This is a genomic window from Paenibacillus hamazuiensis, assembly GCF_023276405.1.
GTDB lineage: Bacteria > Bacillota > Bacilli > Paenibacillales > NBRC-103111 > Paenibacillus_AF > Paenibacillus_AF hamazuiensis.
This window is the reverse complement of the sequence record NZ_JALRMO010000001.1, coordinates 2,685,395-2,700,307: the sequence shown is the minus strand read 5'-3', so window position 1 is coordinate 2,700,307 and position 14,913 is coordinate 2,685,395. Positions and strand designations below refer to the sequence as shown.

The window sequence follows — 14,913 nt, the reverse complement described above, 5'->3', positions numbered from 1 at the left end:
CGGAGGAATACGCTTTGAACAGTACACCGGACATTTTGCTTTTTCTGAGCGACCAGCATCATGCGAACTATGCGGGCTTTGCCGGACATCCCTTTGTGCGCACGCCGAATCTGGACCGGCTGGCCCGGGAGGGAACCGTCATGAAGGCGGCCTATACGGCCGCGCCGATTTGCGTAGCTTCCAGGGTGTCCATGCTGACCGGCCAACTGCCGGAAAAAACGGGAGTGTACGATAACAACGGGGCGATCGGCAGCGACCAAACGACGTTTCTTCACGCTATCGCCGCGGCCGGGTATGAAACCGTTTTGTGCGGGCGGATGCATTTTCTCGGAGAGGACCAGCGGCACGGGTTTACCCGGCGAATTATGGGAGATCTCACGCCTTTGTTCTGGGGCAGATACGGCAATGTGCGCAGCGATCTCGGTCCTTATGTCGGCACTATGGCAAACGAGCCGTTAAAAATCATCGGAGGCGGAACATCGCCGGTTCTCGAATACGACAAAGCGGTGATCCGCGCTGCGCTCGAATATTTGTCGCGGGATCATGAGAAACCGCAGTGCATCGTAGTGGGCACTTACGGTCCGCACCATACGTTTGTGGCACCGCCCGATCTTTATGCGCATTATAAAGACGTACTCGACATTCCCGAATCGTTCGGGCAGCGTGACGACCATCCGGTGTTATCCGGCATGCGACAGGAGGGCCTCAACGAGGAAGCCCTGAAAAAGCTGCGCGCCGCTTATTTCGGCATGATCGAAACGATCGACGGGCAGGTCGGCGAAGTGCGTGCGGCGTGGAACCGATACCTGCAGCGAAGCGGGCGGCAGGGCGTGTTCGTGTACATGTCCGATCACGGCGAACAGGCGGGAGAGCACGGGCTGATCGGCAAGAGCACCTTTTACGAAGGATCGGCGAAAATCCCGATGGTGTTCGCCGGGGACCCGATCGTGGCGGGACGAACCGTACGCGGTGCCGTCAGCATTTTGGACGTAGGCCCGACCTTATGCGAATTTGCCGGGGCGGAAACGACGCCGAGACCGGATGGAATAAGCCTTAAACCGCAGCTCGCCGTAGAAATCGGCGATACCGATCGAATAGTCGTCAGCGAGTTTATGTATACGGCGGGTGGAAAACCGGTACCCGGACGCATGCTGCGGCAGGGAGAATGGAAATACTCCGCATACGCTTTCCACGACGATCATCATCAATTGTTCAATGTCGCCGAGGACCCGTACGAAATGAATAACTTATACAAGGTAAGGCCGGATATTGCCGAGAGGTTTCAAGCTTACTTGGACCGGACATGGAACATTTCCGCTATTGTCGATAAATACCAGGAAAAGAAAGAACATCATGTTTTACTGGCAAAATGGGGCAGAGCGGTCGACGTTCCGGAGGCCGAGAGATGGCCGGTCCCGGAAGAAGCAAGGGTGCTGCCGGTTATTGAATAAAAAAATTTTGCTACACCCAAATCCATCATTAACTTCCGTCATCCCCGTCAAGGGGATGACGGATTTCGTTACCGGGAAGTTTTAAGGGGACAAGCTCGGCTGTGCCGGATCGCTGCTTTCCGCATCGTAATGACCGATCGGAGGCGTGTCGTGCTGCTGCAGCTTTTGGTGCTCGAGGTCGCCGCTTAGGTCCATGAGTTCCGCCGAAATTTCGGAAGCCAGTTCTTCAAGCCGCGTCAGTTTATAGAACGTTTGCAAGGCTGCGTACGCTTTCGGATTGGAGGTTTGCTGCTCCGATTCGGCCAGCTTCTCGAAAGCATCTTTTTGTTCTCCCAGGATGGCGCGGTATTCTTCGGCGCAATCTGTTTTCGCTTTCTCAAGCGCCGGGTGGCAATCTCTGACCTTCTGCCGCACGGACGCCAAATTTTTGCGGATCTCGGAGATGTCTTCCTCGTTATGGTCCGTATCTGCGGTCAAATCGTGACATTGGCTGACGGCCCGGTGAAGCTGCTCCATCACTTCGGAATAAGCCGCGGAAATCTCCGGTTCATCCGAAGCAAGTCCTTCGAATTGCTCCACTGCCGATTCCAGACGTTCCAGACTGGTGCTTTCCGTTATCTCCATAATAGCCTTCATAATCTTCAAGTTTATCCACACCTTATCTTTTAATATTCGGCACGCTTTTATACACTAAACTTCATTGACGTATGAACGGAAACGAATGTAGGAAAGATAAGGGAGATGTGGAACAAGGGAGGGTACATGATGACCGAACAACGGTTGGCGCAGCAATATAGGGAAGGGCTAATGTCGTTTGGGGAGCGGATGCCTGACGTGCTGAGCGCCTACAACCAGTTTACTTCGACCTGCTTTCAGACGGGAGAGATCAGGTCGAAAGACAAACACCTGATGGCTATGGCCATTGCACTCTGCTCCGGAAACGAACACTGCATGGTTTATCACCTCGAGCTTGCGATGCAGGAAGGGGCAACCGAACAGGAAGTGGCTGAAGCCGCGGCGGTCGCAGGCGCTTATGGAGGAGGAAGCGCATTTTCGCACGGAGCTATTCTGCTGCACGAAGCGATGCAATCGATAAGGCAATCCGTTCATTAGCTGGAGGCATAAAAAAATCTTCTGCAAAAAACCGCGGGAAAGGTCCCCCGCGGTTTTTTTTGACATATCAGAAAGTATAAAATCTGAGGGGTACCTGTTCCCTTTTTCATGTGCCGACGAGGGGGCGAACCCAAGGGGCGCGCCGCGTGGATTTATTTAACGGACAAATCATCACCTTAGCGATCTGTTTTTGAACTTCCGTATCTCTTACGGACATGTTGTCCCATTAGCGGGCATAGTTGAGTAGAAAGCGGCCGATTGGGCATTCTGCGAAGATAAAATGTCCGTCAGGCAAGCTCGGCATCTTAAAATCCGGTTTTGGCGTTCCCTAATGTCCGTTAGCGACTGTCCGCCAACTGCCACATACGAGATACCTTTGTTTCCCGTTTACAATAGTCAACATATGCTTTTCTGTAAGCCTTTTAAGTATACGCCGAGAATGGTTGTCGGAGCACTGGAGATGGGAGGCGAGTTCCTCCGCGGGAAATGGCCGGCATTCGTCTGGCAAAACGTATAGTTTCCGTTTCAATCCAATGAGTGTGAAATGGGCAATGAGATAAACTTCCCGACGAAAGAGAGAACAACTAGTTTGCAGATCGAAGGATCTTCCTTGTGCAAATGCCTCATTAGAACGGGCATTACCTCACGATTTCAACTGTTTTGCCGCATTTGCACTTTGTTGATTCTGCGATGAAACCTCGAAAAATCGGGCAGGCCAATAATTTCTAATTGTCGGAAAATTGCCGATTCGGCATAATCGGATTAAAACGCTTACGCAGCGGTAAACGCACTTGGAGGTGGAGGGGGATGAAGCAGGCGGCTGCTCCCAACGAATTGAATACGGAGCAAACGATTCGCGCGGTGACCGGACGCCGGCAGAGCGTGCTGGGACGATTCAGGAAAGACAAATGGTTATATTTGCTTATGGCTCCCGGTTTGTTATATTTCATTATTTTTAAATATGTACCGATGTGGGGCATACTCCTCGCCTTTAAAAATTATCAGCCGTTTCTCGGCTTCTGGCGGAGCGAATGGGTAGGCTTCGAGCATTTCCGCGTTTTTTTCGGCAATCCCGAGTTTTTCATGCTGCTGCGAAATACGCTGCTGCTTTCGTTTTACAATTTGATCTTCTATTTTCCGACGCCTATTATACTGGCATTGCTGCTTAATGAAATCAGGCTCTCCTTCTATAAAAGGACGATCCAAACGCTGATTTATGTACCTCACTTCATATCGTTGGTTATCGTCGCGAGCTTGACGTATGTATTTCTGACAACGCAAGGCGGGATCGTTAACGAACTGCTGCAGCAGCACACCGGAAGCAAAATCGATTTTCTGGCCAGCCCCGACTGGTTCCGGCCGATGATCATCATGCAAACGATATGGAAGGAAAGCGGCTTCGGCACCATCATTTTCCTTGCGGCGCTCGCCGGAGTGGATGTGGAGCAGTACGAAGCGGCGATCATGGATGGAGCGAGCCGCTGGAGACAGACCTGGCATATTACGCTGCCTTCCATCCGAAGCACGATCGTGATCCTGCTGATTTTGCGGATGGGCGATGTGCTTGATAACGGGTTCGAACAAATTTACCTGCTGCTCAATCCGTTAAACCGCGAGGTGGCCGAGGTGTTCGATACCTACGTATATATGATGGGGATCACGCAGGGCGCATTCAGCTACAGCACCGCGGTCGGCTTGTTTAAGGCGGTTGTCGGCGTCATTCTGGTGTTGGGCGCTAACTGGCTGGCCAAGCGGTTCGGCCAATCCGGGATTTATTGATGCGCATAAATCGACGGTGGCAATGCGAATATTTTGAAGCGAGGAGGAGAGAAGGTTGGCTAAGCAATATCGAAGCGTTTCCGGAACCGTCTTTGACGTATCGAACTATCTCTTCCTGGGAATCGTCGGTCTGGTATCCGTTCTTCCTTTTATTTACGTCATCGCGGGTTCGTTCGCTTCGGACACGGAGCTGACGAAAAGAGCGGTGTTCCTCATTCCCGAGGAATTTACCGTATCGGCTTACCGGTATATTTTTTCGACGGATACGATTTTGAAAAGCATATGGAATTCGCTTTACATAACGGTGGTCGGGACGGTGGTAAATCTTCTCTTTACCGTAACGATAGCGTATTCTTTATCGAAGCGGGGGTTGATGGGGCGCAATACGGTGCTTAATCTGATCGTATTTTCGATGCTGTTCGGCGGCGGACTCATTCCAACCTATCTGGTCGTGAGAGAGCTGCACATGCTGGATACTTACTGGGCGCTCATCATACCGGGGGCGATCAGCGCCTTTAACCTGATCATCGTCAAAAACTTCTTTCAAGAGCTCCCGCAGGAGCTGGAGGAAGCGGCAAAAATCGACGGCTGTACGGAGCTGGGGCTTCTTTGGAAAATCGTCCTGCCCTTGTCGATGCCGGTGCTCGCCACTTTTACTTTGTTTTATGCCGTCGGCCATTGGAACAATTTTTTCTCCGCATTGCTTTATATCAACGATCCGTCGAAATGGCCGCTGCAGGTCATGTTAAGACAAATTGTACTGCTCTCGCAGGTGGCCGCCGGCGACGCCCAAACGGTGGATTACAACTATGTCAAAGAGGCTGAGCAATCGATCAAGATGGCTGTTATCGTTGTGGGGACCATTCCTATTTTGCTCGTCTATCCGTTCCTGCAGAAGCATTTTGCCAAAGGGGTCCTGATTGGCTCCGTCAAAGGGTAATACGGATTGCGATACATCCAAATTAAAAAAGGGAGGTACTTTTGATGTACAAAAACAATATGAAATGGGTTTCCGTTGCGGCCGTCAGTGCGATGGCGATGACCGCGATCGCGGGATGCAGCGGCGGAGGAGCCGACGGCGGGACGAAACCCGCCGTTTCGCCGAGCCAAGGTGCAGGTACTGCGGCGCCGCTCCAGCTGAACGTTATGATTCCGGTTTTCAAAACGAACTATCCGAAGGACGACGGTCCTGTCGTCACCGAAATCGAGAAGAAAACGAACACCGAACTGCATTTCGAATGGGTGCCGAACTCATCTTATACGGACAAATTTAATATAACGCTCGCTTCCGGTAAGCTTCCGCATATCCTGTATGTTGGGGACGTGAAGAACCCGAGCTTCGTCAATGCGGCGAAATCCGGAGCTTTTTGGGAAGTCGGGCCTTATCTGAAGGACTATCCGAACCTCAGCAAGGCGAACCCGGTCATTATGAACAATTCTTCCATTGCCGGAAAAAACTACGGGATTTACCGCGGCCGCGCGCTCGGCCGGAATGGGATCAACTACCGCAAAGATTGGCTGGAGGCGGTCGGCATGCAGCCTCCGAAAACGATCGACGATTTCTACAACATGTTGAAAGCGTTTAAGGAAAAAGACCCTGACAAAAACGGCAAGGACGATACGTATGGCATGGTTTTGGTCAAGTGGACCGGCCAATGGGCCAGCGGCTTCGATACGATCAAGCTGTGGTTCGGCGCGCCGAACAAATGGGGTGTCGTCGATGGCAAGCTTGTGCCTGAGCATCAAACCCCGGAATATCTGGAAGCGCTCAAGTTCATGAAGAAGCTGTACGACGAGAAGCTCATCAACCAGGACTTCGCCGTGTTCGATTCGGCCAAGTGGAACGATCCTATCGTGAACGGCCAAGCCGGCGTTATTGTCGATGTCACCGATACGGCGGCGCGCATCGACGACCGGATTCATCAGGCGCTTGCGAAGGAAGGCAAAGACAAGCCGGACGTACACTTTGTGGACAATATGATCGGCGTCACCGGCAAAAACGGCCTTAAAGCGCTGCCGACTTCAGGTTTTGCGGGCATTCTCGCCATCCCGAAATCGACGGTCAAAACGGAGGAGGAGTTCAAGCGGGTTCTGAAGTTCCTCGATCAATTGAATGAGCCGGAGCTCCAGACATTGGCGGGCTACGGCATCGAAGGCAAGCATTACACGAAGGACGGCGATGCGATCGTGCCGAGCAAAGACGCGGCCCTTCTCGAATCGGAAGTCGAAGGCCTGAACCAAATGCTGCCCTTCATTCCGGAAGACCGCGGCCTTAAGGTGAAGCAAACGCCGCTTCGTCTGCAAACCGCGAAGATTCAGAAAGAAGCGGAGCAGTATATCGTATCCAATCCTGCGGAGCCGTTCATTTCGACAGTGTATTCGCAAAAAGGCCAACAGCTCGACAACATCATCAACGACGCGCGGATCAAATTCATCGTCGGTCAACTCGACGAAGCCGGTCTGAAGGCCGCTTTCGAGACGTGGAAAAAAACCGGCGGCGACGATCTCGTGAAAGAAATGAACGAACTGTACGCTGCCGCGAAAAAATGAGCAGCACTCTCACAAAAAGCCGCATCTTACGATGCGGCTTTTTGTGATGTTACTCTGTCGCTATATATTATATGTTGAACCAAACATTTGCATGGTGCAGCGGCCGGTTTCGGCTAGAGGTATATGGTGTAACGGTTGCAGGTGAGCTAATTGGGGCCAAATGAGTGATTTCAGAACGGTAACGGTTGCCAGAGTGGTTATTTGTGAACTTTCATTGTTTTGATGGGTAAAAGATGAGAAATAAGCACTGCCACAACCGTTACAATGTTTAAATGACGTTTTTGAGACAAATAAGCTCAGCAGCAACCGTTACACTGCTCGTATCCATGACGCACATGCGATCAATGTTTCCCAAACTCCCGGCGTCACCGCTCAAAAGTGAAGCGTGCCTGGCATAGAATTTTTACCCAAGGTAAAAATTCATGCCAGGCAGACGCGGGGTAGAGGCACGTTTTACACTCATACCAGCATCGCGCCGATAGTACAGCGTGTCCGGCATAGGATTTATTGCAAGCAGCAATAAATCCATGCCGGACAAACGCGAACTAGCAGCGAGCATGAACTCCGGACTGGCGGGTCCAGGGCGCCCTAGCGCCTGGGGTCCCCCCGGTGGGGGGAATTAGGGGGGATTATTTTTGTCGGAAAAATACATAAAACACTCTGAAATTTCACTTGTACACTTCGCGGCATCCGGTGTAATCTCATGTAAGACGTACCCGGATTTGTGATATATTTGAATCGGGAGGTGACAGGATGCAAAATACGGCAATCGCAGGAATCGGCAGTCGGCTCGGCAGAATGATCGGGGGCAAAGGCCGTTTTTATAAAAAAAGCTTGATTATGATCTTTATCGTGTCGGGGATACCCGGACTGATCCTCGGGGCGCTTGTGTACTGGATGGCTGGAGGTCGGATGGAAAGCGAACTGCTACAGCTGCATTACCGGCAGATCGAGCAGCGCTCGCGCAATATCGACGATCAGCTGGGAAACCTGGAGATGCTGCTTTCCCACTGGGCGTTTGATAATAAATTCGATTACAGCTTATACGGCAACGATTTTGTGAAAAATTTCGAGCGAACCCAAGACATCACAAAAACGCTGATCGTCATGCAGGGCTCAAATTCGATGGTCAAAAGCGCGGAGCTTTTTATCAGCGGCCAGCAGCCTGTTTTGTTCCATCCCGAATATATGGCTCTCGATGCCCAGACGGCGGGGAACGTGTATGAGAAGCTGGTTCGCGATAAGCATGTCACTTATTGGACGCAATGGGCGTTTGATGCGAATTATCCGCAATCCAAGGACCTGACTCTCGTCCATCTGATTCCCGGAGGGAGCCTGCAGCCTTTCGGCGCGCTCATCTTCCGGTTCGACAACGAAAAATGGGTCAATATGATGAAAACATTGACGCCCTATAACGATGGGGAAACGTTTTTGATTGAAAAAGGTGGCGATTTGTTCATTTCCGCTAACGGAAACGCTTACAACTCGCCTTTTGTGCAGGCTCTCCGGGATAAAGTCGATGGATCCGGTTCGCAGAAAGGCTCCTTCTTTTTCGAATGGAAAGGGACGACGTATACCGTTTCGTACGGAAACTTGTCCAGAATTGCCGCCGATTGGACCTATGTATCGGCCTCCCCGATTACGAATATTACATCGCCGGTCGTGTTTATTTCCAAGCTGATCATCGCCGTCAGCCTCTTTGCTCTGCTCATTGCCGCCTTGCTCGCTTGGCTGGCGTCCCGGCGTATATATTCCCCCGTGAAACGGCTGGTTTCTTTGCTTGGAGGACATACGGCCCGTGGGGAGGAAGACGACGAGTTTACGCTGCTGGAAAAGCATTGGAACAACCTTCACCGGGAAAGCCACGAGTTGAATGCAAAACTCGCGGAGCAGCTGCCTCATGTCAAAGAAAGTTTTTTGCACCGGCTGCTGCAGGGTTACCTGTATTCCTATTCGGAAGAGGACTTGCTTCGCCGGATGGAACAATTCAAGTGGGAGGTAAGGGACCGGCAGTTTATCGTGCTGTTTGTCAAGTTGATCGGGATTACGAGCTTGGAGGGCAAATTTCACGAAGGAGATGAGGGACTCGTCTCGTTCGCAGCGGTCAACATGATCGAGGAGCTGGCTTCCCAGCATTTCGAGCAAAGCGACACGATCAATTTTCACGATATGACGGCGGGAATCTTTTTCATCGTGCCGGCCGCAGGGTCGTATGCCAAAGAGCTTCAAGCGTTTAGCGAGGAGTTGACGCTTTATATTAACCGGATACTGAAAATGCGCGTCACCATTGCGATCGGGCGTCCCGTACCGCATGTTTCGGATGTTCCGCTTGTGTTTGAAAGAGCCAGGCAGGCAACCAGCTACCGGAATTTCGACAATGCGAACCAGATCATCGATTTGGAAGCGGACGATCTCGAAACGGGCGCGGCAACCGACCTGCAGTACCCGTTCACGCTGGAAAGGGAAATGATCCAGGCGCTGCGGACGGGAAGGGAAGCCGATACGCTTAGTTTGCTGGAGTCGTTTTTGAGCGAGATTTCAGGCAGCGGAGCCAAGGAAATCGATGTACAGCAAGGCATGCTGCATCTGCTGGGGAGCGTTCAGCACGCCATCATGGTGTCGGGCATCAACCCGAACCGGCTGTTCAAGGGAGCGAACCTGTACGAGCAGCTTTCCGGCATCCGCGAACCGAAACGGATCTTGGAATGGTTTAAGGAAAAGGTGGTGACCCCGTTCCTGAAAGAGCTGTCCAGCCGTTCCGATTCCCAAGTGAAACGGCTTATTGAACAGGCCATGATTTATTTGCAGGAAAACTACATGAAAGACATTTCGCTCGACAACTGTGCGGAACATATCGGCACCAATCCATATTTTTTGAGCAAATCTTTCAAGCAGGTGACCGGCAAAAATTTTATCGATTATTTGACGGAGCTGCGAATCGACAAAGCCAAGGAATTGCTGCGGGATTCCGAAATGAAAATTTACGACGTGGCTGAACAGGTCGGATACCAGCACAGTTATTTCAACCGGATTTTCAAAAACCTGGAAGGAATGACTCCAACCCGTTACCGGGAACTCAGCCGCAATTCGTAGATGAATCCGGTCCCGTCTCAGAAAAGCCATTTTACCCAATATGCCAAAATCACCAAAGTAAACACCAAGGACGGCGGAATTACGATTAATGTCACTTTCACATACTCTTTCCAAGTGATTTTCAGTTTGTTTTGCTTGAGTATGTGCATCCAGATGAGCGAAGCGAGAGTTCCCATCGGCAGCAGCAGCGATCCGACGTCACTGCCGATCACGCTGGCCAAATAAGCGATTTTTAACGTTAAAGGATCGAGATTCATATTCGTTAAAGTCAGCGTTCCTATCATCAAGGCAGGGTGATTGTTAAATAATATCGACATGAGCGATAGCAGCGAACCCATCAGCAAGCTGGCATTGAGCAAATCACCGGAAACGATCGGCTGGAAAAAGGCGACGAGCATTTTCGTCAATCCGATATTGTTCAAACCGTAAATGATGACGTACATCCCGAAAGCGAAAACGAGGATGTGCCAAGGCGTTTTTTTCAGCATATCGGTCGGAGGGATTTTCAATGCCTTCCACCGCCAGCCCAGCAATATGGCCGAACCCAGCACGGCGACGATTTCGATAGGGATCCCTATATAAGATGCGATAAATAGTCCTACGCGCATGGACAAGACAAACAGAAGGACGTTTCGCATAAACCGGTTCCGGTTTTGTAATGCCAAAACCGTGGGGGCTTGTGCGCCGGCCAGCGGATGCCTCTCGGTCCCCGTGTAGATCACGCGTTTCCTTGGAAGCCTGCGCGGCAATCGCCGATAGAAATACAGAAACAACAGGAATACGAGAAATAACAGTCCGAGAGTGGCCGGCACAAACATCATGGCCGTATGCATATAAAGGTCCATATGAACGATTTTCAGCGCTATCAGATTGACGATATTGCTTACGCCGATAGGTGCGCTGGAAGCTGTGGCAATCAATGCCCCGGAGAGCAGATAAGGGATCTTCTCGTGATTTTTAAGCCCAAGACGCTCAAGCAAAATGATTAAAATGGGCGTCGTAATAAGAATGCTTCCGTCGTTGTTGAAAAACAGCGTCATCAGAAAGCAGAGTAAGTTGACATACCAGAAAAGCCGTATTCCTGAGCCTCTCGCTCGGGCAGCTAGTCCTTCGGCAGCCCAATAAAAAAAGCCGAAGCTTTCCAATATGATCGCCATCACAATCGTTGCCATGATGGTGATGGCGGCGCTGCTGATGGTCGCACCGATCTTCCCCAGATCGGCTAAAGTAACGCTCCCGCTTAAAAGCACCAACACGGCCCCGGCCACAGCCGGAATGGCTTCATTCAACCCGTTCGGACGCCAGAGAACCAGAACCATCGTACACACAAAAGCGATGACTGTCAGGGTTACCATGGCTGAACTGAACACGCGATCGTCACTCCTCGTTACCCGACATGTGTACTTTGGAATAATCCGGCAAACCGATGCCGCTTAGTTTAATGTCCGCATAAGCTTCATTCGTTTCAACCTCTTCGTAAAGATCGGCAGGAGGCTGCAGCAAGACGAACAGTCCGTAACCGCATAAAAGAATGATAGACAAGACAAACATCAATATCCCTCCCTTTCAATGAAGTTTTATCTACCGTTATGCATATCACTTCCCGACATTGATAGTCGTATTGTATTTATATGTCATCTTCATCCGTTTGGTATGATGAGTTCGCCTTGTTTGCCGAAAGTGTCCATAAATCCGCAAAACGGCACCGTTTGGCGGTGAAACGCCGGCAAAGGCAGCGGTCGGGACGCTTGATTTGAAAAACAAACTTGGGGGATCGGCGGATGGTACAGGACCTATCATTCCGACATATTTTTTGAGATTTGCGATGCATAACAAGAGGGTATATGGAAAAAGATATTTCCATGTACGAATGTCCATTGGAGGTAGTATATTGACGAGCGAACGGATTGAACGTGACTCGATGGGTGAAATCAAAGTGCCGGCCGACAAGCTTTGGGGCGCACAAACCCAGCGAAGTTTGGAACATTTTCGCATCGGCGGCGAGCGGATGCCGCTCGATGTGATTTATGCTTTGGCGCTGATCAAAAAATCGGCTGCCCGCGTTCAGAGGAGCATGGGGAACATGGACCAGGCTAAAGCAGAGGCGATCGAAGCCGCCGCGGATGAAATTTTGCAGAAACGGTGGGATGATCATTTTCCGCTTGTCGTATGGCAAACGGGCAGCGGCACCCAGACGAATATGAACGTAAACGAAGTGATCGCACGGCGGGCGGGGCAGCTTCTGGAGAAAGCGGGAAGCGAACTGCGCGTCCATCCCAACGACGATGTCAATCGGTCACAAAGCTCGAACGATACGTTTCCGACGGCGATGCATATTTCCGCCGTAATCGCGCTTGAGGAACGTCTGCTTTCACCTCTCCGGCGGTTAACCGATACGTTCAGACAGAAGGAAGAATCGTTCGCAGATATTGTCAAAATCGGCAGAACCCATCTTCAGGATGCCACACCGCTAACTTTAGGCCAGGAAATCAGCGGCTGGAGGGCGATGCTGGAAAAAGACGGCGCACTCATTGCTTCCGCGATTGATCCGCTCAGGGAGCTCGCCATCGGCGGCACGGCGGTAGGAACCGGCCTCAACGCTCCACCGAAATTCGGAGAGATGGTCGCCGAAGAAATCAGCCGAATCACGGGAAAAACCTTCGTTTCCGCGGCGAATAAATTCCAAGCGTTAACAAGCCATGCTCAGCTCGCTTTCGCCCATGGCGCTCTTAAAGCTTTAGCCGCCGATTTGATGAAAATCGCGAACGACGTTCGCCTGCTGGCCAGCGGCCCGCGCAGCGGGATCGGGGAGATCACGATTCCGGAGAATGAGCCGGGAAGTTCGATAATGCCAGGCAAGGTCAATCCGACGCAGGCGGAGGCGATGACGATGGTGGCTTGCCAGGTGATGGGCAATGACACGATCGTCGGTTTTGCCGCTAGCCAAGGGAATTTTCAGCTCAATGTGTTCAAGCCGGTTATTATTAACGCCTTCCTTCAATCGGTACGGCTGCTCTCGGATGCGATGGATTCATTCGACCGGTACTGCGCTGTAGGTATCGAGCCCCGTTACGAAAACATCCGAAGAAATGTCGAGCAGTCCCTCATGCTGGTTACGTCATTAAACCCGCACATCGGTTACGAGAAGGCGGCTGTAATTGCCAAGCAGGCGCATAAAGAAGGATTGACCTTGAAGGAAGCGGCTGTCCGATCGGGGTATTTGACGGCGGAGCAATTCGACGAGCTCGTGCGGCCGGAGAGAATGACCCGCCCGGAGGGCTGATTTTCTGACATATATTTTTTTCAAATTTTTTAAAATTTATGTTTACCTCGAAAAAGGTTTTTGATAAAATAATTGCAATATCAAATGCGATGAAGAGACGAGTAAATAAATGAATTCTTTCGCAGAGAGCTCCGGCAGCTGAAAAGGAGTAAAGAATCGTTTGTTGAAAAAAGCCTCAGAGCAGCACATCGGAACCTTTCGCAGGGGGATGCTGTGCCAGGAGCTCCTGTTACAGAGCTAGAGTATAAGCGTTGCTTCCAATGCCGTACTCGAAGAGGCTGATATGGCGACATATTGGCGAATCTGGGGTGGTACCACGAGGATGCAAATCTCGTCCCTAAGACTAGAGTCTTGGGGGTGGGATTTTTTTATTGCTGTAAGAGAAAGAAACTTGATATATCGTCAACCGCTTTTTAATATATGCTACTGAGAAAGGATTTGGATGACTATGACTGCAAAATTGAAAGTGGGCATTGTGGGAGGAACAGGCATGGTGGGCCAGCGTTTCGTCCAGCTGCTGGACCGGCATCCGTGGTTTGAGGTAACGGCGATTGCCGCCAGCAGCAGCTCGGCGGGAAAAACCTATGAAGAATCAGTGCAGGGCAGATGGAAATTGGCAACGCCGATTCCTGACAGCGTGAAGCGGATCGTCGTTCAGGACGCCTCGAAAGTGGAGGAAGTTGCCGCCGGGGTTGATTTTATTTTTTGTGCGGTAGATATGAAAAAAAGCGAAATCCAAGCGCTGGAAGAAGCTTACGCGAAAACAGGAACGCCCGTCGTTTCCAACAACTCGGCCCATCGCTGGACGCCGGACGTCCCGATGGTCATCCCGGAAATCAATCCGGCGCATCTGGAAGTGATCGCGGCGCAAAGAAAGCGGCTCGGCACGTCGACCGGATTTATTGCCGTGAAGCCGAACTGCTCCATTCAAAGTTATGTGCCGATGCTTCATGCGCTGCTGGACTATAAGCCGACCAAAGTGGTCGCATCGACGTATCAGGCGATTTCCGGCGCCGGCAAAAATTTTGACGACTGGCCGGAGATGCTGGACAACGTTATCCCGTATATCGGCGGCGAGGAAGAGAAAAGCGAGCAGGAGCCTTTGCGCATTTGGGGCAGCGTGGCAAACGGGGAAATCGTTAAAGCGGCCGCGCCCTTGATTACAACGCAATGTATCCGCGTGCCTGTCACGGATGGGCACTTGGCTACCGTATTCGTATCGTTTGAGAACAAACCGTCGAAAGAGGAAATTTTGAACCGCTGGAAGCAGTTCAAAGGCCGGCCGCAGGAACTCGGTTTACCGAGCGCTCCGCAGCAGTTCATCACGTATTTTGAAGAGGAAAACCGTCCGCAGACCGGACTTGACCGTGATATCGAGCGCGGAATGGGCGTTTCCGCGGGCCGTCTGCGCGAGGACTCATTGTACGATTATAAATTTGTCGGACTTTCGCACAATACGTTGCGCGGAGCGGCCGGCGGTGCCGTGCTGATCGCCGAACTGCTTAAGGCGGAAGGATACATTCAAGCCAAATAAACCGATGAAATGCCGATAGAGGAGTTGCCCCTGAGCAGCTCCTTTTTTTCTTCTCTTTTCATAGTCCGGCCTTGTTTGTTATGGTAAAATTAGTAGAAATTGATCTGACC

Annotated in this window: 11 protein-coding genes and 1 other annotated feature; of the genes, 8 read left to right on the top strand and 3 right to left on the bottom strand. The window is 51.3% G+C overall.

The features are described from left to right. The first annotated feature begins 14 nt into the window (after window positions 1-14). Complete coding sequence (locus MYS68_RS11905; RefSeq protein WP_248926045.1) at window positions 15-1,451, top strand: sulfatase family protein; 1,437 nt, start codon at window positions 15-17, stop codon at window positions 1,449-1,451. Between the two features lie 81 nt (window positions 1,452-1,532). Here the strand turns inward: MYS68_RS11905 and MYS68_RS11900 are convergent, their stop codons facing one another. After that, entirely contained in the window at window positions 1,533-2,096 is a 564-nt protein-coding gene (locus MYS68_RS11900) for a hypothetical protein (protein ID WP_248926044.1), read from the bottom strand. A 117-nt stretch (window positions 2,097-2,213) separates the two neighbouring features. Between MYS68_RS11900 and MYS68_RS11895 the strand changes: the two genes are divergently transcribed. The 5 genes from MYS68_RS11895 to MYS68_RS11875 all read left to right on the top strand — a co-directional run bounded on the left by MYS68_RS11895 (window position 2,214) and on the right by MYS68_RS11875 (window position 9,986). Continuing rightward, on the top strand, window positions 2,214-2,564 hold the full coding sequence (locus tag MYS68_RS11895; protein WP_248926043.1) for a carboxymuconolactone decarboxylase family protein: 351 nt from the start codon (window positions 2,214-2,216) through the stop codon (window positions 2,562-2,564). A gap of 807 nt (window positions 2,565-3,371) precedes the next feature. Next, complete coding sequence (locus tag MYS68_RS11890; protein WP_248926042.1) at window positions 3,372-4,343, top strand: ABC transporter permease; 972 nt, start codon at window positions 3,372-3,374, stop codon at window positions 4,341-4,343. Window positions 4,344-4,398: 55 nt separating this feature from the next. Further along, entirely contained in the window at window positions 4,399-5,283 is an 885-nt protein-coding gene (locus MYS68_RS11885) for a carbohydrate ABC transporter permease (protein WP_248926041.1), read from the top strand. Between the two features lie 44 nt (window positions 5,284-5,327). Then, window positions 5,328-6,893 (top strand): extracellular solute-binding protein, encoded by a 1,566-nt coding sequence (locus MYS68_RS11880; protein ID WP_248926040.1) that lies wholly within the window; start codon window positions 5,328-5,330, stop codon window positions 6,891-6,893. A 753-nt stretch (window positions 6,894-7,646) separates the two neighbouring features. Next, window positions 7,647-9,986 carry a helix-turn-helix domain-containing protein gene (locus MYS68_RS11875; RefSeq protein ID WP_248926039.1) on the top strand — a complete coding sequence of 780 codons (2,340 nt, stop codon included), beginning with the start codon at window positions 7,647-7,649 and terminating at the stop codon, window positions 9,984-9,986. 17 nt (window positions 9,987-10,003) lie between these two features. On the opposite strand, the gene MYS68_RS11870 is transcribed toward MYS68_RS11875, so the two are convergent. After that, a complete protein-coding gene (locus MYS68_RS11870; RefSeq protein ID WP_248930888.1) occupies window positions 10,004-11,341 on the bottom strand; it encodes an ArsB/NhaD family transporter in 1,338 nt (445 codons plus the stop codon). Between the two features lie 22 nt (window positions 11,342-11,363). Further along, entirely contained in the window at window positions 11,364-11,537 is a 174-nt protein-coding gene (locus MYS68_RS11865; protein ID WP_248926038.1) for a hypothetical protein, read from the bottom strand. A gap of 340 nt (window positions 11,538-11,877) precedes the next feature. On the opposite strand from MYS68_RS11865, the gene fumC reads away from it, so the two are divergent. After that, window positions 11,878-13,269, top strand: a complete 1,392-nt coding sequence (gene fumC, locus MYS68_RS11860) for a class II fumarate hydratase (protein ID WP_275983464.1) — start codon at window positions 11,878-11,880, stop codon at window positions 13,267-13,269. Window positions 13,270-13,349: 80 nt separating this feature from the next. Continuing rightward, window positions 13,350-13,611, top strand: a binding site (T-box leader). A 106-nt stretch (window positions 13,612-13,717) separates the two neighbouring features. Beyond that, a complete protein-coding gene (gene asd, locus MYS68_RS11855; protein WP_248926037.1) occupies window positions 13,718-14,803 on the top strand; it encodes an aspartate-semialdehyde dehydrogenase in 1,086 nt (361 codons plus the stop codon). The last annotated feature ends 110 nt before the right edge of the window (window positions 14,804-14,913 follow it).